The sequence below is a fragment of the Rhizobium sp. NZLR11 genome (assembly GCF_019685115.1).
Taxonomy (GTDB): domain Bacteria; phylum Pseudomonadota; class Alphaproteobacteria; order Rhizobiales; family Rhizobiaceae; genus Rhizobium.
In genome coordinates this window covers 281376-300870 of sequence record NZ_JABDWD010000007.1, presented here as the reverse complement: position 1 = coordinate 300870, position 19495 = coordinate 281376, and the positions used below count along the sequence as shown (strand labels likewise).

Below are 19495 nucleotides of genomic sequence, written 5' to 3'. Positions count from 1 at the left end.
GCAGCATGGACTGCCGAGAAGGAATGGCATGAGCGAAGATAGCGCCCATTATCCCCCCGTCGACCCGGTCAAGACAGGCATCAAGGGCTGCTGCCCGCGCTGCGGCCAGGGCAAGCTGTTCGATGGTCTGCTCGGGCTCAAGCCGCGCTGCGCGTCCTGCGGCCTCGATTATTCCTTCGCCGATTCCGGTGACGGCCCGGCCGTTTTCGTCATCCTCATCGTCGGCTTCATCGTCATAGGCATGGTATTGTGGCTGCAGGTGAATTACGGGCCGCCGATCTGGGTGCACATCCTGCTCTTCGGGCCGCTGACGATTATCCTGTCGCTGCTGACGCTGCGCTGGTTCAAGGGCATCCTGATCGCCATGCAATACCGCCATAATGCCCGCGAAGGACGCCTGAGTGACTGATATAGAGCACGTAATGCCGCGCCGCCGGCTGCCTGTCATCACCGGCATCCTGGTACTGATCGCCCTTGCCATCCTGATTTCGCTCGGCACCTGGCAGGTGGAACGCCTCCACTGGAAGGAAGGCCTGCTTGCCGATATCGCCGCGCGCCAGCTGGCTGCCCCCGTTCCGCTTGCCGATATCGAGGCGATGGCAGCAAGCGGCGGCGACATCGAATATCGCAGGGTCACCGCCACCGGCCGCTATATCAACAACAAGGAGCGGCACTTCTTCGCCACCTGGCGCGGCCAGACCGGCTTCTACGTCTATACGCCCCTCGAGCTTGCCGACGGGCGCACGCTCTTGGTCAATCGCGGCTTCGTTCCCTATGAGAACAAGGAGCCGGAAATGCGCATGCAGGGCCAGCTGACCGACCAGCAGACCGTCACCGGCCTGGCCCGCGAAAAACTTCCCGGCAAACCCTCCTGGGTGGTGCCGGACAACGACGTCGCCAAGAACATCTTCTACTGGAAAGATCTCGACGTCATGGCCGAAAGCGTCGGGCTGGACAAGGCGCGCGTCATTCCGTTTTTCGTCGATGCAGATTCCACCCCCAATCCGGCCGGCCTGCCGATCGGCGGCGTCACCCAAGTGGCTCTGCCGAACGACCACCTGCAATATGCCTTCACCTGGTACGGGCTTGCCGCCGTGCTCGTCACCGTGGTCGGGATCTCCTGGTTCCGCAAACCCGGCAAGCAGCCTGCGCAATAGTATCGCTTCAATTCTCGCTTATATTGGGCTAGAGGTCCCTAAATCTCTCAACCCGGAACAGACATGAATATTGCGGCGAAACCTCCTTTGACGATCAGGCTCTGCGGCCCGCGCGGCTTCTGCGCCGGCGTCGACCGCGCCATCCAGATCGTCGTGCTGGCGCTGAAATCCTATGGCGCGCCGGTCTATGTACGTCATGAGATCGTCCACAATCGTTATGTCGTCGAGGGGCTGGAGGCCAAGGGCGCCGTCTTCGTCGAGGAGTTGGACGAGATCCCGGCCGAGCATCGCGCCCAGCCGGTGGTCTTTTCAGCCCATGGCGTGCCGAAATCCGTGCCGGAGGATGCGGCGAGCCGCAACCTGTTCTATCTCGACGCCACCTGCCCGCTGGTCTCCAAGGTCCACAAGCAGGCGATGCGCCACAATCGCCTCGGCCGCCATGTCGTCCTCATCGGCCATGCCGGCCACCCCGAGGTGATCGGCACGATGGGGCAGCTGCCGGAGGGTTCGGTTTCGCTGATCGAGACGATCGAGGATGCCGACGCCTATGTTCCCGTTGACGCCGACAATCTTGGCTATGTCACCCAGACGACGCTGTCGGTCGACGATACCGCCGGCGTCATCACCCGCCTGCACGAGCGCTTCCCGAATCTGACGGCGCCGGCAGCGGACTCGATCTGTTATGCGACGACCAACCGCCAGGAAGTGGTGAAGCAGGCAGCTCCCGGCTGCGATCTCTTCATCATCGTCGGCGCGCCGAATTCCTCCAATTCCAGGCGCCTCGTCGAAGTGGCGCTGAGGGCAGGGGCGAAGAAATCGATCCTGGTGCAGCGCGCCGCCGAACTCGACTGGAACGAGATCGGCACGATTTCGACGCTCGGCCTTTCCGCCGGCGCCTCCGCTCCCGAGGTCATCGTCAATGAGATCATCGAGGCGTTCCGCGCCCGCTTCGACGCCCGCGTCGAGCTGGCCGAAACGGTGCGGGAGACCGAAAATTTCCTCGTCAATCGCGAATTGCGCAGCATCGAGCTGACGGCGGCCGACATGGCCTTCGTCAACGGCTGATCATTTTAAAACCCTATCGCGACCCCGGATCGTCAGTCCGGTGGATCCAATAACAGCAATGCATGAAGGCGAGACCTCACTTGGCAGTCTATACCGATATCGCCGAAGACGATCTGAAATGGTTCCTGACGGAATATGACGCGGGCACGCTGCTCTCCTACAAGGGGATCGCCGAAGGCGTCGAAAACTCCAATTTCCTGCTGCACACCTCCAAGGACCCGCTGATCCTGACGCTCTATGAGAAGCGGGTGGAAAAGACCGATCTGCCGTTTTTTCTCGGCCTGATGCAGCATCTTGCCGCCCGCGGCTTGTCCTGCCCGCTGCCGCTGCCGCGCCGCGATGGCGCGCTGCTCGGTTCGCTTTCCGGCCGCCCGGCGGCGCTGATTTCCTTCCTCGAAGGCATGTGGCTCAGAAAGCCGGAAGCCAAGCATTGCCGCGAGGTCGGCCGGGCGCTGGCCGAAATGCATGTCGCCGGCGAAGGTTTCGCGCTGAAGCGCCCGAACGCGCTTTCGATCGACGGCTGGCAATCGCTCTGGGAGAAGTCCGAGGCACGCGCCGGCGAGGTCGAGCCCGGCCTGCAGAACGAGATCCGCAGCGAACTCGATTTCCTCTCCGCCGCCTGGCCGAAGGGCCTGCCGGCTGGCGTCATCCACGCCGACCTCTTCCCCGACAATGTCTTCTTCCTCGGCGATCGGCTCTCCGGCCTGATCGATTTCTATTTCGCCTGCAACGACCTGCTCGCCTATGACGTCTCGATCTGCCTGAATGCCTGGTGTTTCGAAAAGGACGGCGCTTACAACATCACCAAGGGCACGGCGATGCTCGAGGGTTACCAGAGCGTGCGCCCGTTGAGCGAAGCCGAAATCGCCGCCTTGCCGGTGCTGTCGCGCGGTTCGGCGCTGCGGTTCTTCCTGACGCGGCTCTATGACTGGCTGACGACGCCTGAGGGCGCCATGGTCACCAAGAAGGACCCGCTTGAATATCTCCGCAAACTGCGCTTCCACCGGCAGATCAAATCGCCGGCCGAATATGGATTGAGCCTATGAAACACGTCGATATCTTCACCGACGGCGCATGCTCCGGCAATCCCGGCCCCGGCGGCTGGGGCGCGGTGCTGCGTTATGGCGACACCGAAAAAGAGCTGTGCGGCGGCGAGGCGGATACCACCAACAACCGCATGGAACTGCTGGCGGCAATCTCGGCGTTGCAGGCATTGAAGAGCCCGTGCGAGGTCGATCTCTATACCGACAGCGCCTATGTCAAGGACGGCATCTCCAAGTGGATTTTCGGCTGGAAGAAAAACGGCTGGAAGACCGCCGACAAGAAGCCGGTGAAGAATGCCGAGCTCTGGCAGGCGCTGGAAGAAGCCCGCAACCGCCACACGGTGACGCTGCACTGGGTCAAGGGCCACGCCGGCCACCCGGAAAACGAACGCGCCGATGAACTTGCACGCAGGGGCATGGAGCCGTTCAAGAAGGGCAAGGCGGTTTCGTTCTAAGTAAGCCGGATAATGGGCAGGATTGTTTCTCCTGCTGCTCGAGGCGCTGCCACGATTCCCCTTCTCCCCAGCGGGGAGAAGATGCCGGCAGGCAGATGAGGGGGTGAGCGGCGAGCGCGAATGCGCTGAGCGCGAGCGAAGGGCAATGATGAAGGGCACGCCGTGCGTGCACCCTCATCAGACCCTTCGGGCCACCGACCGCGGTCGAGCCACAGGTCTCGACCCGTCCTTCGGACCCCCGCTGGGGAGAAGAGGAAGCAAGCAGCAGCTCTCTCGCGCCGCCGCCTGCTACGATGCCGCCGCGCCTTGGATCAGCCGGTGCAGATATTCGAGCTTGGCCACGACAGGTGAGGAGAGCACGAAGGGGTAGGAATCCGGTTGGCCCATGCTGCGCTGGATGGCGTTGATCGCCAGGCTGAGCGGCACCCAGGCGCTGACCAGCTGTTCGGCGCTCCTTGCCCGGTAGGGGAGGAAATCCACCTCGCCGGCGATTTCCTCATGGCCGCGAGGATCGATGGCGATGCCGAAGGCGCGGGCGGTTTCGAGCGTATCGACGATATGGAGGTAGTGGGCGAAACATTCGGCAAAATCCTCCCAGGGGTGGGATGCCGCATAGGCGCTGATGAAATTGTCCTGCCATCCCGAGGGCGCGCCGCCGGCATAGTGGTTTTGCAGCGCGGCTGCATAATCCTGCCGCTCGTCGCCGAAGACGGCGCGGAAATCCGCCTGGCCGTTGCGGTCGCGCACCAGCTTGTTCCAGATGAAATGGCCGGTCTCATGGCGGAAATGGCCAAGCAGGGTGCGATAGGGTTCGTTCATCGAACTGCGCGCCTGCTCGCGCGTCGCATCGTCGGCCTCTGCGGCGCGGATGGTGATCAGCCCTTCCTCGTGGCCGGTCATGGCCGGCACGACGTAGCCGTTGCTCTCGATCGAATCTTCGAGGAAATCGAACACCAGGCCACCTTTCGGATCTTGCGCCCGATCGGGATGCGGCAGCCTCCAGCGCAACAGCGAATAAAACAGATGACGCTGCGCCTGGCTGATGCGCCGCCAGCGATCGATTCCGTTTTGGGTATCGGTGTTCGGAACCAGCCGGTTATGGCGGCAGGCAACGCAGAATTCGCTTTCGCCATCGCCATCCACCAGCCAGTTGCAGATATCGAGGCCGGCATTGGCGCAGAAGCGGACTTCACGGTCGGGGTCCGAAACGAGCTGCCAAAGCGTTTCGTCGCGCGGCTCCAGCGCATGCATGGCGAGATCGCCGGGCAGGAAGCCGAGGCGATGGTTGCAACGGACGCATTGGCGGTTGTCGAAGTGGACGACCTGATCGCAATTGTCGCAGGCGAAAAGCTTCATCGTATATCTCTGCACAGCCTGAGTGTGGTGGATTAAAAATGCCTGCCGCGCGAGGGGCGCAGCAGGCATGGTTCATGACGGATGAGCTTGCGGCTCAGAGCCGGTCGACGGCGCCCTTGAGCTTGTCCTTGACCTTGCCGGTTGCGACCTGTCCCTTGCCTTTGGCTTCCTGAACGGTGCCCTTGGCCTGCATTTCGCGATCATCCGTGGCCTTGCCGACGGCCTGTTTGGTCTTGCCGGCAATTTCGTTTGCCTTGCCGGAAATCTTGTCGCTGGTGCTACCCATAGGTGATGTCTCCTTCGTCAGCACGGGCCTCTTGCCCGTGTTTGCCGAAGTGAAACGTCAATCGCAACTATTCGTTCCCGCCACATTCAGGCCAGTCGGCTCAGGCATGCCCGGCTTCGGCCGAAAGCATGGCAGCGGTAACGCCCATGCCGGCGAGCGCCCGCTCGTATTTGTCGTCGAGGCTGCGGTCGAAGATCAGTTCCTCATTGGCCGCGCAGGTGAGCCAGCCATTGTTGACGACCTCGTTTTCCAGCTGGCCGGCCGACCAGGAGGAATAGCCGAGCAGCATCGTCGCGCGCGTCGGCCCATCGCCCTTGGAGATGGCGCGCACGATGTCGAGCGTCGCCGTCAGGCAGATGTCGTCGCTGACGGGGATCGAGGAGTCGCTGGAGTAATCGTCCGAATGCAGCACGAAGCCGCGGCCGCTTTCCACCGGGCCGCCGGTCTGGATCGGGAAGTCGCGCGCTCGCTTCGGCAGCACGATCGAATCTTCCTGCTTGATCATATCGAGATGCAGCAGCACATCGGTGAAGGTGAGGTTCTGCGGGCGGTTGATGACGAAGCCCATGGCGCCGGCATCCGAATGAGCGCAGATATAGATCACCGTGCGCGCAAAATTGCGGTCTTCGATGCCGGGCATGGCGATGAGGAACTGGCCATCGAAGAAGCCACGTTCCCGTCTGTTCTTCAGCGTCGATAAGGACATCGTTCCTCCTGCTGCCAACCGCACCGAGGCTTGACAAGAGAAACATGGGCCAATGTCACACATCAATCAACCAAAAATGAAGATTTAAATCGCCGCGACTTCTGGCGGCCAAACAGCACTTTCGATAAACCTTTGTTCCATGATGATTATTTCCTCGGTCCCGCGCCGGCTTTTAATTACGGTCGTCTCAATGGGCGCAGCCCTCGCCGCCCATTGTTCGGCCCACGCGGAAATGAGCGCCTGGGCGGAGAACGAAGGCGGCCGCATGCGCCTCGTCGCACTGGCGCCCGATGCCGCCGGCAAAATCCGCGCCGCTCTGCAGATCGAGCCGAAAGCCGGTTGGATCACCTATTGGAAAGAGCCCGGAAACACCGGCATTCCGCCTCAGTTCAGCATGGCGGCGGGCAGCGGCGTGACGCTCGATGCCATCGGCTATCCCGTTCCGAAGCATTTCTTCAACGGCGCGGTCGAGGATATCGGCTATGACGCGCCGGTAACGCTGCCGCTGTCGCTGAAAGCGGCAGGCAAAGGCGAAGTCGAGATCGACGCCTTGGCCTTCATCGGCATCTGCAAAGATATCTGCATTCCCTTCCAGGCGAATTTTCAGCTGAAGCTTGGCCCTGCCATCCAGTCGCACCGCCAAGAGGAGGCGATCCTTGCGGCGGCCGATGCAAGCCTGCCGAAGCCGCCATCGGCCGATTTCGATGTGACGGCGCATGCGATGGCGGCTGACCGGAAGACGCTGTCGCTGACGCTGGCCTTGCCGGCCGAGGGCAAGGGCGCGCCCGATATCATCGTCACCGGGCCGAGCGGCTATGCCTTCACCAAGCAGATCGGCGGCAAACGCGACGGCGCTGCCTTCAAGACCGATGTCGCCATCGGCAAGCTGCCGAAGGATTACGACATATCAGGCAAGCGCTGGGGCGTACTGGTGATCGATGGCGAAAGGGCAATGGAGACGACCGTTCCTTTTGAGTGACGGGCTTGCCTTTGAATGCTCGGCCTTGCCTTTGAAGGAGCGGATCTTATAGTCGCCGACAATCCCTCTGCGGTGCCCGCCGCCGCCAAGCCAGAACCCGCCAAGCCAGAACCCCAACAAGCCGGCCCCCAAAAGCCGGAATTCAAGGAGAAAACCATGACCATCGCGATCGGCGACAAGCTTCCTGCCGCCACCTTCAAGGAAAAGACCGCTGACGGCCCGGTCGAAATCACCACGGACCAGCTCTTTTCCGGTAAGCGCGTCGTGCTGTTTGCCGTGCCGGGCGCCTTCACGCCCACTTGCTCGCTGAACCACCTGCCGGGTTATCTCGAAAACCGCGACACCATCCTTGGCAAAGGCGTCGACGACATCGCCGTTGTCTCTGTCAACGACTGGCATGTGATGGGCGCCTGGGCGCAATCCTCCGGCGGCATGGGCAAGATCCACTTCCTCGCCGATTGGGACGCCGGCTTCACCAAGGCCGTCGGCCTCGACGCCGACCTCTCCGCCGGCGGCCTCGGCCTTCGCTCCAAGCGTTATTCGATGCTGCTGGAAGACGGCGTGGTCAAAGCCCTCAACATCGAGGAAAGCCCCGGCCAGGCCACGGTCTCGGGTGCAGCCGCGATGCTGGAATTGCTCTGAGCTTTCGATGGGTATCTGCCACTTAATACCTGGAAATCGACGCACTGAGTTTGGCCTATTGGCCCCCAACCCTCTGTCATCCCAGGCCTTGAGCCTGGGATCCACGCCCGGCGCTGATCGAGGACAAAGTGGATCCTCGGGTCAAGCCCTGGGTCAAGCCCGAGGACGACGGAGGGTGGGGCGGCTTTTGGAGCAAGGGCAGCGACGTGTGGGGACAAGTTGCATTGTGATCAACCAGAGGAACCGAACGCTCGGTATTGGGTGCGACATCTAAGCTGGAGCGCTGCGCCTGCGCGCATCAACAGATGAAGGCGCGGCCGTTCAGTCGGCCTTTTCCAATTGTTTGGGCAGTCCTGAGGTGTGATGCAGAAAAGTGCGAGCGGGTTTCGGCGGCTCTCAGGGCCATCCCCATTGCCCAGCCAGGCTTCCGATAGTGGCAAACGCGCCAAACAGCAGCATCAGCGGAAAAACCCGCTTTGCATACCAGCCGTGTTCGCCGGGAGTCATTTTCATCGGGTCGCGACGGCTCGTGATGGCTGGAAACATCAGCCAGAGCACAATAACGAACGTCACGCCTGCTGCGGCAAAGAATATGGCGCTTGTCATGGCCAGACACTACAACTTCGTTGAAATTCATCAATGATGTTTCGGCATCCTGAGTGCAGCGCACGCCAACGGCGAGTTTGGCAGAACCACGCTCCCAATCTCCTTCATCCCAGGCCTCCGAGCCTGGGATCCACGCCCGGTGCCGATCGAGAGCAGAGTGGATCCTCGGGTCAAGCCCGAAGAGGACGGAGGGTGGGGTGGCTTTTGGAGCTAGGACCGCGGCGTTTGGCCGGATGCACGCCCATTGTGCTTCTCGTCGGTCGCCCTCGCTAACGTCCGGCAGGCTCGGGCTTGGCCTCGAGCACAATGTCGCTGCTGGCCGACGCTGCTTCGACAGGTTCAGCCTCCACTCCGGCCTGATCATGGAGCAAGTCTGGCCTGACGCACTTGGCTGTCAAATGGCCGCACCTCGCTATCCCGCAATAACAACTTCGCGACGAAGCCGCGCCTCAATCTCGCCGCAATCGTTATAACATAACAGTAATGTTATTACATTTGTAGGATGAGCCATGCCCCCGAGTCCCGACCGCCCCTTCGTTAGCCTGCTGGGACAGTCGGCTCTATCCAGGGTGATCGGCATCTCGCTGGTCGTTGCCGCCCTTTGGCTGGCCATTCATTGGGCGGTTCTGCTGCCATGACGCCGGCGATCCGTCTCGACAATCTGACGGTCGCCTATAACCGGCATCCCGCCATCCACCATGTCTCCGGCGCCTTTGCGCCGGGCAGCCTGACGGCGATTGCCGGGCCGAATGGGGCGGGTAAGTCGACGTTGTTGAAGGCGATTATGGGTGAGCTTCGCCCGGCCGAAGGCAGGGTCGAGCACCGGCTGGGGCGAGCGGAGTTCGGTTATCTCCCGCAGGCGGCCGAGATCGACCGGCGTTTTCCGATCTCGGTCATCGACACCGTCATGCTCGGCGCCTGGAAGACGGCAGGAGCCTTCGGTCGAATTGCTGCGGCCGAGGTGAAGAGGGCAGGCGAGGCGCTATCTGCCGTCGGCCTCGAAGGTTTTGGAAAACGTCATGTCGGATCGTTGTCGGCCGGCCAATTCCAGCGTGTGCTGTTTGCCCGCCTGCTGCTGCAGGATGCCGGCATCATCCTGCTCGACGAGCCGTTTACGGCAATCGATGCCCGCACCACCAGGGACCTGATCGATATCGTCACCCGCTGGCATGGCGAGGGCCGCACGGTGATTGCCGTGCTGCATGATTTCGAGCTCGTGCGCGCGCATTTTCCCGAGACCCTGCTGCTTGCCCGCGAGCTTGTCGGCTGGGGCCCGACCGCCGAGGTCATGTCTTCAGTCAATCTGCTGAAGGCCCGCGCCATGGCCGAGCGCTGGGATGAGGATGCCGAGGCTTGCGGCCCTGAACAGGCGCCGGCGGCATGACGGCTTACGATCTCTTCTTCGCGCCGTTTGCCGATTTCGGTTTCATGCGCCGGGCGCTGGTCGCCTGCCTTTGCCTCGGACTCGGCTCCGGGCCGATCGGCGTCTTCCTGATGCTCAGGCGCATGAGCCTGATGGGCGATGCCATGAGCCATGCCGTGCTGCCGGGGGCGGCGATCGGTTACCTCGTCGCCGGCTCGCTGTCGCTGACGGCGATGGGCCTCGGCGGCCTTGTCGCCGGCCTGTCGGTGGCGCTGCTTTCCGGCGCCGTCAGCCGGATGACCGTGCTGCAGGAGGATGCGAGCTTTGCCAGCTTCTATCTCGCGTCGCTGGCGCTCGGCGTGCTGATCGTCTCGCTGCGCGGTTCGAATATCGATCTGCTGCATGTGCTCTTCGGCACCATTCTGGCGATCGATGCTCCGGCCCTTTATCTGATCGGCGCGATCACCTCGCTGACCCTTGTCATCCTCGCCCTCATCTACCGCCCGCTGGTGGCCGAATGCTTCGATCCCGGTTTCCTGCGCGCCGTCGGCGGGCGCGGGCCGGTCTATCACGTGCTGTTCCTGCTGCTGGTGGTCTTGAACCTCGTCGCCAGCTTCCAGGCGCTCGGCACGCTGATGGCCGTCGGCCTGATGATGCTGCCGGCGGCGGTCGCCCAGCTCTGGTCGCGCAACTTAGCCGTGATGATGGCGATCGCTGCTTCAAGTGCCGCCGCCTCCGGCTATCTCGGCCTGATCGCCTCCTACCATCTCGAACTCGCCTCCGGCCCGACGATCATCATGACGGCGGCGATCCTCTACGCCTTTTCCATCCTTTTCGCGCCCTCCGGCCTCGCCAGGCGCTTCTTTCCCCGCCCGCATCTGAAGGGCTGATCCCAAGGAGACTTCGATGACCCCGCAAAGACTGCTTCTCTCCGCAGCAATCCCCGCTCTGATGGCGCTGTCGGCCATGCCGGCCTCCGCCGAAACGCTGAAGGTGGTTGCCTCCTTCACCGTGCTTGCCGACGTCGTCAAACAAGTCGGCGGCGACCATGTTGACGTGAAGAGCCTGGTTGGGCCGAATGGCGATCCCCATGAATTCGAGCCGTCCCCGGCCGACGCCAAGAATTTGAACGCGGCTCAAGTGACTTTCGTCAGCGGCGAAGGGCTGGAAGGCTGGATGGACCGGCTGATCACCGCCTCGGGCTACAAGGGCAAGCCGGTCACCGTCTCCGAAGGCATCGACACCCGCACCATGGATGAGGACGGCGAAAAGATCACCGATCCGCATGTCTGGAACAGCCCGGTCAACGTCAAGATCTGGGTCGCCAATATCGAAAGGGCGCTGTCATCTGCCGACCCCGCCGATGCCGCGGCGTTCAAGGCCAATGCCGAGACGTATACAAAGAGGCTGGACGAATTGAACACCTACGCCCACGCGAAATTCGACAAGGTAGCCGACGATCGCCGCAAGGTGCTGACCAGCCATGACGCCTTCGGTTATTTCGGCCGCGAGTATAATGTCAGCTTCCTCGCGCCCCTCGGCCTTTCCACCGAAAGCGAGGCATCGGCCGCCGACGTCGCCAAGCTGATCGAGCAGATCAAGGGCGAGCACGTGAAGGCCTATTTCTTCGAGAATTCCAACGATCCCCGCCTCGTCAAGCAGGTCGCCAAGGCAACCAGTGCCGAGCCCGGCGGCGAGCTCTATGTCGAGTCCCTCTCCGACGCCAAGGGTCCGGCGCCGACCTATGAGAAGATGTTCCGCTACAATGTCGACCAGCTCGCCGCCGCCATGGCGAAATCGAGCTGAGCCGGCGCACAGTCAGGGTGCGGCCCGGTGCTCGTCACGGGCCGCAGTCCACACCTCGCGCGCCGCATCGACATTCATGATTGCGATGCCGATCCCGACGATCAGGTCGGGCCACGCCGACGTCCAGAAAAACGCGGTGATCAATCCCGCACCGACGATTGCAATATTCGCGACCGCGTCGTTGCGGGCGGACAGGAAGGCCGCCTTCGTCAGGCTTCCGCCGTGATGACGAAAGCGGGCGAGCAGCAAGGCGCAGCCCAGATTGACGACGAGGGCGCCGAGGCCAGTCAGGGATAACGCAAAGGCCTCGGGCGCAACAGGCACGGTGAACTTCTGCCAAGCGGTCCAGATCGTGGCGATCGCCGGTGCGAGCAGAATTGCGGCGAGTGCCATGCCGACGCGGGCTCGCGACCGCATCGACCAGCCGAGCGCCATCAGGATCAACAGATTGACCGAGGCATCTTCGAGGAAATCGACCGAGTCTGCGAAAAGCGAGACAGACCCGATCGAAAGGGCGACCGTGAACTCGATTCCGAAATAGGCGAGGTTCGCGAGCGCGACGATCGTGACGGCGCGGCGAAGGGCGGAACTTTGCATATCCGTATCAGTCTTTTCCATAAATCAGCCGAGGACGGCGCTGTTTGCTCGCGGCTGCGAGACACTGCTGCAAGCCTAAGTGCAGCATGTCCTTGCAGCACAAGGGGAGGGCCGCTCGGGCCGATCCCGTTTTCGCGTAGACCGCTTGCGGCTCTTAGAGATTGAGGTCGAAGACCAGGATGCCGGCAAGGCCTCCATCCGTCGAAGAGACGATACGCTCGCCAACGGTCGCATGCTCGGGATGGATGAGATAGGCGTCGCGAGCCTCAGCACTCTCAAAGGTCACGGCAAAACCGTCGACGAAGCCGCCGTGCAGCCCCTCGGGCGAAACGTTCGGCCCGTATTTGATATCAAGGATGCCGGGAATAACCTGCTTGAGGGCGGCGATCGCCGCAAACAGCGACTGCTTGTCGTCGCTCGTCACCGCGGTCTTCAGCCGCAGGAATACGCAGTGCAGGATCATCAGTGCTCCTCCCGATTTTCTGTGCCGGCAGAATAGCCGCGAAAGCCGGGAGGGCAATGAGATTATTTCCACGCCGGCGTTGCGGCGTGAAGCTGGCTCTTTTGTTTATGCAGGTCGGTGTCTCAGAACCGCTGCACACGTCCTGATGACATGCATTGATCAGCTCGCCAGCTTCATCGCTGCTGGCGACTGGCCGCCGCGCGAAACTGCGCCGCCGAGGCCGAAGCGGCCGACGACCGCTGCGAGGTTCTCCGTTTCCTGCGCAAGCCCCTGTGCTGCCGCCGTCGTCTCTTCGACCATGGCGGCGTTCTGCTGGGTAACCTTGTCCATCAGATCGGCGGCGGCGGAAACTTCCCGCAGGCTGGTCGCCTGCGACTGCGCGCTGGTGGCAATTTCATTGACCGTATCGCTCATGCCGACGACGCGATCGACGATCTTGGAGAGCGCCACACCGGTTTCCTCGACCAGGTTGACGCCGGTCTGAACCTGCGACGACGACATTGAGATCAGCCCGCTGATTTCCTTTGCCGCCTGGGCGGAGCGTTGCGCCAGTTCCCTGACCTCCTGGGCGACGACGGCAAAGCCCTTGCCGGCTTCACCGGCCCGCGCTGCCTCGACGCCGGCATTGAGCGCCAGCAGGTTGGTCTGGAAGGCGATTTCGTCGATCACCCGGATGATATTGCCGATCTTGCCGGAGGAGCCCTGGATTTCGGTCATCGCCTCGATCGCACGGGCAACGACTTCGCCGCCCTTTTCGGCGTCGGCTCGGGCAAGCTTCATCGTTTGCTGCGCGCTGTTTGCCCCTTCGGACGTGTCGTTGACGCCGCGGGTGACCTCACCGAGCGCCGCGACCGTTTCCTCCAGTGAGGCGGCCTGCTGTTCCGTGCGCCGCGCAAGATCGTTCGACGCCGTCGAAATCTCGCCGAGGCCGGAGCGGATGGTGTAAACGGCGTGGACGACGTTGCGGATGGTGTCTTCTAATGCGGAAACCGACGTATTGAAGTTCGCCCGGATCGTCTCGAATTCCGGCGCCACCTTGTCGTTCATCCTGACGGTCAGATCGCCCGAAGCCAGAAGGCCGAACCGGCTCTGCACGACTTCGACGAAATGGTGCAGATCCTCGGCCTTGGCCTGCTCGAGGTCGCCCTGGCGTTTGCGGTCGGTTTCGACCTGCGCCTGAAGCGTCTCCTGCTCGTCCTTGAGCGCCTCGCCGCGGGCGAGTTGATGGCGGAATTTTTCGAGCGCGCTCTTCAGGCTTCCAAGCTCGTCGGCGCTGCCATTATGGTCGATCTGCTCGCGATAATTCCCGCCCGCCATCTTCTGGACGGCGCTCAGAATCCCCTTCAGCGGCTTGCCGATCAGGGTGCGGCTCGCCGTCAGGATGACGCCGAGCATCACGGCCAGAATAAGAAGTCCGCCAATGACCGTATTGTAGATCTGTTGCCAAACCGGCGCCGAGAAGGTTGCGGCCGGCACATCCAGGACCGCTGCCCAGGTGGTGTTCATTCCGCGGGCGGTAAACGGATAGACCAGGCGGACGGCGCCATCAGGCAAACCAGATATCACCCGCATCTTGCCGTCGGCCAGCGCCTGCTTGACGTCATCTGCGCCGGCATCGGCATAGTCCTTCATCAGATTGTCTTTGTCGGGATGGGCGAGCCACTTGCCGTCATTGGCAAGCAGCATGACCCGCCCGCCATCGAAGGGGTGCATCTGCGTCAAGGCGGCTGTGAGATCATCGAGCTTGATATCGACGCCGGCAAGGCCAACGACAGTCCCGTTCACCTGCATCGGCACCGAAACCGAGGTGACGAGCTTATTCATGTTGGTCAGATAGGGAGAGGTGATGATCGCCTTTCCGCTCTTCAGGGGCGCGCTGTAATATTCGTCCTCAGGCTTGATGCTCCATGTCGAGAATTCCATCTTGCCGTCATCGCCCTTGGTCCAATACGGCGTGAAAATGCCTTCCTTGTTCAAGGCCTCCGTGCCGGTTGTCGGGTGGGGACCGTCGATCAATTCGCACATCCAGGCGCCGAACACGCTCGGATATTGCGGAGCCACGGCCTTGATCATCGCAACGATGTCGGCCCGGCTTTTCGATCCGCCCTCGACGAAACCGGAGAGGCTTGCGGCCAGAGCCGTACCGGCCGAGGTCGCCTCGGTGATATTGGTTGCCACCTGTTGGCTGACCACGGCCGCCTGCTCGGTCGCCAGCGCCATGACCTCCCGCTCGGTATTGGTCTTCACACTCACCGCATTGAAGGCGGTGTAAGCGATCAGGACGCCGGCGATCGCAGTGCCGGTCGCAAGGATGAGTTTCGCTGAAACGGTTCTGATCATCTAAAAAGCCCTTCATGTCGGCTGATGAAATCTGCTTCGGGCGCGAGGTCATCGAGGAAGGCTGGCGGCGCTGAATGAGGGATAGGCGAGCCACGCATGCGTGCGGGTGAGCACGCGTCTCTGTCTTCGAAACCAGGCGAATTGAAAATTTCGGCGGGTTCATCCCGAAGATGCAAGCGGAAACATCACCGCGCGCCGTGCGGATCGTCATCGGGAGCGGCAACATTGCCGGCTGCGATGACGATCATCATTGCGGTCAGTACAAGATCAGCAGGCTGTGAATAAAAGTTTAAGGGCTAGGAAATTCAATCAAAATCGGCGAGATGAAGACTACATCTGATCGGTCGTGACCATCGGGCGCTTATAGATCTTCTGGACCAGATCGCGGGACAAGGCGCGGGCCTGGTCTTTCTCAGCCGGCGTCATCGGCCGGCAGGTGTTCCTGAGGTTGGAACCATCGAGCACTGTCGCGGCACCCGAATTGGCGATGACGAGGTGCCAGCTGCAGGAAGCGACCTTGTCGATGGTGACGGCGCCATGGCATCCGGTGGACAGGCAGAAGGCGACGGTTACCTGTGCGCCGTGATCGCCTTTATGCGCCAGTTCCGTGGCCGTCTTGAAATCCTTGACCCAGCGCTCGCAATGCCCTTGTTTTTCCCCCGACAGGCAGCTTTTGGTGGCGGGAGTGAGTTCGCCGGCCTGAAGCGGCGCGACGCAAAAAACACCCAAGGACAGGGTGAGCAGAAATTTGAGCATGGGATTTTCCTTGTGCAAGCACTGAGAGGCGCACATCGCAGACCGTTGGTCAATGGTCTGTCGGAGGGGGTTGTAGACGCTCTCGTCCATTCCCGCAATGCGATGCATCCGAAAACGGGCGGGAAGGTCTCCGCGCGCACCAGATGTCTTCGCTTTCGAGGCTCGGTGCAGGCCGCGCCCGATCGGATCGGATGTCAGTTTGCGTTTAGGCGCCGACGCACGATGCTCGTGTGGAATTTGGCCCCATGGATCAGTCCATCGTCGTTGAAATCGTAATTCGGATTGTGAAGCGGCGCGGAGTCTTCGCCATTGCCCAGGAAGACGAAGCAGCCGGGGACATGTTCGAGGAATCGTGCGAAGTCTTCCGATCCGGTCATCGGCTCGCGCCGGGCATTGATATTTTCCGTGGGGAAGACACTGCTGGCTGCGGCAAAGGCTTCCTCCACAAGGACGGCATCATTGAGCAGCGGGACGAATTCTCTGGTGTAATTCACCTCGGCCGAAACATTGTGGGCAAGCGCCGTCCCCTCTGCGATCAGGCGCATCTGCTTCTCGACCAGCGCGCTGACCTCGGGGCGGAAGCTGCGGGCATCGCCCAGGATGCGCGCCAGTCCAGGCAGAGCGTTGCGGGTGCCGTCGGTCAGAAGTTCGGTCACCGAGACGACGCCGATATCGGTCGGATCGAGCCGACGGGAAACGATCGTCTGGAGGTTCGTCACCAGTGCGCAGGCGGCGACCAGGACTTCGTTGCCTGAGTGCGGACGCGCGGCGTGTCCGCCGACGCCCTTGAGGACAATCTCGAAATTATCCTCAGCCGACATGATCGCGCCGGCGCGGGTCTCGAAAACGCCGACCGGAAGACCCGGCATGTTGTGCAGGCCGTAGATTTCGTCGAAGGGAAAGCGCGTCATCAGGCCATCGCCGAGCATCGCCAAGGCGCCTTTGCCCCACTCCTCGGCAGGCTGAAAGATGAACCGGACCGTGCCGTCGAAATGGCCTTCCTCCGACAGCATCCTGGCGGCGCCAAGCAGCATTGCCGTATGGCCGTCATGGCCGCAGGCGTGCATCACGCCGGCGGCCTGCGATCGATAGGACCGATCTCCCTGTTCGGTGATCCTGAGGGCATCCATGTCGGCGCGCAGCGCGATGGAACGGTTGCCGCCGCCACGCCTGAGCGTTCCGACAACCCCTGTGCCGCCGACACCTTCGACCACCTCGTCGAGCCCGAATTCCCGCAGTTTTTGGGCGACGAAGGCCGCCGTCCGCTTCTCGTCGAAGCCGAATTCGGGATGGCTGTGAAGGTCGCGCCTCCAGGCGGTCATTTCCCGTTGCAGCAACTGGCTGTCGACGCTCATTTTGGCCGTTCCCCTGTTGCAAGCCCGCAAACGACGTCGAGGAGGATATTCGCGCCCGCGACAAGGTCCGTGTCTGATGTGAACTCCTTCGGATTATGACTGATCCCGCCGCGGCTGGGCACGAAGATCATCGCGCTTGGCGCGATGCGCGCAATCATCTGGGCGTCATGGCCGGCACCCGATGTCATGCGCCTGCACGCCAGGCCGCGATCCCCGGCGGCAACCTCGATCCGTTGAACGATCGCTCGATCGAACTTGACCGGCTCGAATCGTGCCAGCCGCTCGACGGATACGCCAACCTTTTCGTCTGAGGAAAGCAGGTCGAGGAATGCGGCGAGCGCGTTTTCCTCTTCTTTCAGTCGGTCTTCGTCCGGATCACGCAGATCGACCGTGAACGTCGCGCGTGAAGGAATGACATTGATGGCGTTCGGTTCGAAGGCGATGCAGCCGACGGTCGCGACAGTTGGGGTGTTCGATGCCTTTGCGCGGTCCCGCAGAAAGGTGATGATGCGGGCAGCCGCGTATCCGGCGTCCCGGCGCATCGAGATCGGTGTCGTGCCGGCATGATTGGCATCGCCGTCGATGGTCACCCTCTGCCAGGAAATGCCCTGCAGGTCCTGGACCGCGCCGACCGATATGCCCTCCCTCTCGAGAACCGGACCCTGCTCGATATGCAGTTCGACATAGGCATTCGGCATCATGAAGCCGGGCGCATGGGTGCCGGCATAGCCGATCCGCGCGAGTTCATCGCCGAGCACCGTGCCATCCGTGCCCACCGTCTTCAGCGCCGCCGTGACATCGAGGCCGCCGGAATAGACCAACGAACCCATCATGTCGGGTGCATAACGCACCCCTTCCTCATTGGTGAACGCGGCAACAACGATGGGGCGCGACGGTTCAAACCCTTGGCTTTTGAGGGTCTGGATCACCTCGAGGCCGGCCAGCACGCCATAACATCCATCATAGATGCCCGCATTGATCACCGTGTCGATGTGGGAGCCGATCATGATTGGCTTTTCGCCGTCGACGCCCGCGGCATTCCAGACGCCGAAGATGTTGCCGATGTGGTCGACTGTAACCTCCAGCCCGGCCTCATCGAGCCAGGAGACAACCTGATCGCGCCCAAGCTTTTCGCTATCGGACGCCGCCAATCGAACAAGCCTTCCCTCCGCATCGCGGCCGATCGTGCCGAGCGTGGCGATGCGTCCGAGCAGGCGCGCGGGATCGATCGAACGATGGCTCATGCTGAAGCTCCGATCTTGCCTTTAGCGGCGACCACCGCCGGGGATAGGCCGACGATCTCTTCATATTTGCCGGGATCGGTCGCGCCTTCGGTGTTCACCAGGAAGATACGGGAATGGCCGTCGAGAGACAGGGCTTGTTTGATTGCGGGATCGCTGACCGCGCGGATCAGCCCGGCAAGCCCCACCCCGCCACTTTCGCCGGCGACCATCGCGGGATCGTTGCCAGCCGGATCGGCGAGCCGCTTCATCACCGAGATCGCCTCGTCTTCGTCCACGGTCATGAACGCGTCCGCGACCCGAGAGAGAATACGCCAGGCGACGAGCGAAGGTTCGTAACATTCGAGCATCGCCATAACCGTCGGCTCGCCATGGGCAACGGTCACCAAATGTCCCGCCCGCGCCGTTTCGAACAGGCAGGCGGCGCGGGCGGGATCGACGACTGTGAAGGTCGGGCGTTTGTCGCCGAAGGCGATGGCCATGTGGCCGGCGACAGTGGCAGCGATCCCGCCGACGCCTGCCTGAATGAAGACATGGGTGGGCGGCTGCGGCATTGCCCTCAGCGCCTCCCGGACAAGGGCGGTGTAGCCCTGCATCACCAGCCCGGGAATGCGCTCATAGCCGGGCCATGAGGTGTCCGAGACGATGGTCCAGCCTTTTTCCTCGGCAATGCGCGCCGCCTCCCGAACGGAATCGTCATAGGTCCCGTCCACACGGATCATCTGAGCGCCAAAGCGGGCGATGGCGGCGACGCGTTCGTCGCTGACACCGGCGTGCACGAAAATCGCCGCCCGGGCTCCCACCAGCTGTGCACCCTGCGCCACCGACCGGCCGTGATTGCCGTCGGTGGCGCAGGCCACCGTCATCGCCTCGGCGACCTCTCGAACATGAGAAGAATGCAATTCCGAGACATCGACGGCGCGGCCGAGCCTGTTTGCCGCTTCCTCGAGGACGAGCCGGATCACCGCATAAGCGCCGCCAAGCGCCTTGAAACTTCCGAGGCCGAGGCGGTGGCCTTCGTCCTTGATGTGGATCGAGCCGACACCAATCTCGGCCGCCAGTGCCGGCAGAGCAACGAGGGGCGTTTCCGCATGATTTTCCCGGAATGTCAGGTGGCTCTCGACGGCGTTTGCGGCATCCATGCCGAGGGTTTCGGCGTCTCGCGGGTCGAGCGGCTGACGGTAGTCGGAATTGGTGTTCAGCAGAAACATGCGCGCCTCGCTTAATGTGTTCGGCTAAATTATATTGCAGGCGAGGCGAAAAAGGCGCTGTATTTTGG

22 protein-coding genes are annotated in these 19495 nt (G+C 62.2%); 11 read left to right on the top strand and 11 right to left on the bottom strand.

Going from position 1 to position 19495, the window contains the following annotated elements; translation table 11 throughout:
* Nucleotides 1–28 precede the first annotated feature (28 nt).
* From HJB83_RS15255 to rnhA, 5 genes are all read left to right on the top strand, one after another.
* Entirely contained in the window at nucleotides 29–409 is a 381-nt protein-coding gene (locus HJB83_RS15255) for a DUF983 domain-containing protein (protein WP_207583219.1), read from the top strand.
* The gene (locus tag HJB83_RS15250) at nucleotides 402–1157 is read left to right on the top strand and encodes an SURF1 family protein (RefSeq protein WP_207583220.1); all 756 of its coding nucleotides are present in this window, start codon (nucleotides 402–404) and stop codon (nucleotides 1155–1157) included. Before HJB83_RS15255 ends, HJB83_RS15250 begins: the two co-directional genes overlap by 8 nt.
* Before the next feature lie 63 nt (nucleotides 1158–1220).
* The gene (ispH, locus tag HJB83_RS15245) at nucleotides 1221–2222 is read left to right on the top strand and encodes a 4-hydroxy-3-methylbut-2-enyl diphosphate reductase (RefSeq protein ID WP_207583221.1); all 1002 of its coding nucleotides are present in this window, start codon (nucleotides 1221–1223) and stop codon (nucleotides 2220–2222) included.
* Nucleotides 2223–2302: 80 nt separating this feature from the next.
* Nucleotides 2303–3268, top strand: a complete 966-nt coding sequence (locus HJB83_RS15240) for a homoserine kinase (RefSeq protein ID WP_207583222.1) — start codon at nucleotides 2303–2305, stop codon at nucleotides 3266–3268.
* Nucleotides 3265–3720, top strand: coding sequence for a ribonuclease HI (gene rnhA / locus HJB83_RS15235; protein ID WP_207583223.1), 456 nt, complete (start codon nucleotides 3265–3267; stop codon nucleotides 3718–3720). The genes HJB83_RS15240 and rnhA overlap by 4 nt, the downstream gene beginning before the upstream one ends.
* Nucleotides 3721–4008: 288 nt before the next feature.
* Here rnhA and HJB83_RS15230 read toward each other — a convergent pair whose 3' ends face one another.
* From HJB83_RS15230 to HJB83_RS15220, 3 genes are all read right to left on the bottom strand, one after another.
* Nucleotides 4009–5076: a putative zinc-binding metallopeptidase gene (locus HJB83_RS15230; protein WP_221116895.1), complete on the bottom strand. Its 1068-nt coding sequence runs from the start codon at nucleotides 5074–5076 to the stop codon at nucleotides 4009–4011.
* Nucleotides 5077–5170: 94 nt separating this feature from the next.
* Nucleotides 5171–5362, bottom strand: a complete 192-nt coding sequence (locus HJB83_RS15225) for a CsbD family protein (protein WP_007632797.1) — start codon at nucleotides 5360–5362, stop codon at nucleotides 5171–5173.
* Nucleotides 5363–5462: 100 nt separating this feature from the next.
* Entirely contained in the window at nucleotides 5463–6068 is a 606-nt protein-coding gene (locus tag HJB83_RS15220; protein WP_207583225.1) for a YqgE/AlgH family protein, read from the bottom strand.
* A 139-nt stretch (nucleotides 6069–6207) separates the two neighbouring features.
* Between HJB83_RS15220 and HJB83_RS15215 the strand changes: the two genes are divergently transcribed.
* Both HJB83_RS15215 and HJB83_RS15210 read left to right on the top strand, forming a co-directional pair.
* Nucleotides 6208–7047, top strand: coding sequence for a protein-disulfide reductase DsbD domain-containing protein (locus HJB83_RS15215; protein WP_221132248.1), 840 nt, complete (start codon nucleotides 6208–6210; stop codon nucleotides 7045–7047).
* A gap of 156 nt (nucleotides 7048–7203) precedes the next feature.
* Nucleotides 7204–7689, top strand: a complete 486-nt coding sequence (locus tag HJB83_RS15210; RefSeq protein ID WP_221132247.1) for a peroxiredoxin — start codon at nucleotides 7204–7206, stop codon at nucleotides 7687–7689.
* A gap of 396 nt (nucleotides 7690–8085) precedes the next feature.
* On the opposite strand, the gene HJB83_RS15205 is transcribed toward HJB83_RS15210, so the two are convergent.
* Nucleotides 8086–8295, bottom strand: a complete 210-nt coding sequence (locus HJB83_RS15205; protein WP_221132246.1) for a hypothetical protein — start codon at nucleotides 8293–8295, stop codon at nucleotides 8086–8088.
* A 509-nt stretch (nucleotides 8296–8804) separates the two neighbouring features.
* On the opposite strand from HJB83_RS15205, the gene HJB83_RS34125 reads away from it, so the two are divergent.
* The 4 genes from HJB83_RS34125 to HJB83_RS15190 are packed head-to-tail and all read left to right on the top strand — an operon-like array spanning nucleotide 8805 to nucleotide 11464.
* Nucleotides 8805–8933 carry a hypothetical protein gene (locus HJB83_RS34125; RefSeq protein WP_259669774.1) on the top strand — a complete coding sequence of 43 codons (129 nt, stop codon included), beginning with the start codon at nucleotides 8805–8807 and terminating at the stop codon, nucleotides 8931–8933.
* Nucleotides 8930–9679, top strand: coding sequence for a metal ABC transporter ATP-binding protein (locus HJB83_RS15200; RefSeq protein WP_221116897.1), 750 nt, complete (start codon nucleotides 8930–8932; stop codon nucleotides 9677–9679). The genes HJB83_RS34125 and HJB83_RS15200 overlap by 4 nt, the downstream gene beginning before the upstream one ends.
* Complete coding sequence (locus HJB83_RS15195; protein WP_221116898.1) at nucleotides 9676–10548, top strand: metal ABC transporter permease; 873 nt, start codon at nucleotides 9676–9678, stop codon at nucleotides 10546–10548. Before HJB83_RS15200 ends, HJB83_RS15195 begins: the two co-directional genes overlap by 4 nt.
* Before the next feature lie 16 nt (nucleotides 10549–10564).
* Complete coding sequence (locus tag HJB83_RS15190; RefSeq protein WP_221132245.1) at nucleotides 10565–11464, top strand: metal ABC transporter solute-binding protein, Zn/Mn family; 900 nt, start codon at nucleotides 10565–10567, stop codon at nucleotides 11462–11464.
* Nucleotides 11465–11476: 12 nt separating this feature from the next.
* Here HJB83_RS15190 and HJB83_RS15185 read toward each other — a convergent pair whose 3' ends face one another.
* The 7 genes from HJB83_RS15185 to HJB83_RS15155 all read right to left on the bottom strand — a co-directional run bounded on the left by HJB83_RS15185 (nucleotide 11477) and on the right by HJB83_RS15155 (nucleotide 19427).
* The gene (locus HJB83_RS15185) at nucleotides 11477–12061 is read right to left on the bottom strand and encodes a cation transporter (RefSeq protein WP_221116900.1); all 585 of its coding nucleotides are present in this window, start codon (nucleotides 12059–12061) and stop codon (nucleotides 11477–11479) included.
* A gap of 154 nt (nucleotides 12062–12215) precedes the next feature.
* Nucleotides 12216–12524, bottom strand: coding sequence for a Dabb family protein (locus HJB83_RS15180; protein ID WP_207583232.1), 309 nt, complete (start codon nucleotides 12522–12524; stop codon nucleotides 12216–12218).
* Nucleotides 12525–12683: 159 nt separating this feature from the next.
* Nucleotides 12684–14864 (bottom strand): methyl-accepting chemotaxis protein, encoded by a 2181-nt coding sequence (locus HJB83_RS15175; protein WP_221132244.1) that lies wholly within the window; start codon nucleotides 14862–14864, stop codon nucleotides 12684–12686.
* A gap of 330 nt (nucleotides 14865–15194) precedes the next feature.
* Nucleotides 15195–15620 (bottom strand): hypothetical protein, encoded by a 426-nt coding sequence (locus HJB83_RS15170; protein ID WP_207583234.1) that lies wholly within the window; start codon nucleotides 15618–15620, stop codon nucleotides 15195–15197.
* A 194-nt stretch (nucleotides 15621–15814) separates the two neighbouring features.
* Nucleotides 15815–16975, bottom strand: a complete 1161-nt coding sequence (locus HJB83_RS15165) for a M20 aminoacylase family protein (RefSeq protein ID WP_221132243.1) — start codon at nucleotides 16973–16975, stop codon at nucleotides 15815–15817.
* A complete protein-coding gene (locus HJB83_RS15160; protein WP_221116903.1) occupies nucleotides 16972–18219 on the bottom strand; it encodes a Zn-dependent hydrolase in 1248 nt (415 codons plus the stop codon). The genes HJB83_RS15165 and HJB83_RS15160 overlap by 4 nt, the downstream gene beginning before the upstream one ends.
* Complete coding sequence (locus HJB83_RS15155) at nucleotides 18216–19427, bottom strand: diaminopropionate ammonia-lyase (RefSeq protein ID WP_221132241.1); 1212 nt, start codon at nucleotides 19425–19427, stop codon at nucleotides 18216–18218. The genes HJB83_RS15160 and HJB83_RS15155 overlap by 4 nt, the downstream gene beginning before the upstream one ends.
* Nucleotides 19428–19495: the final 68 nt, after the last annotated feature.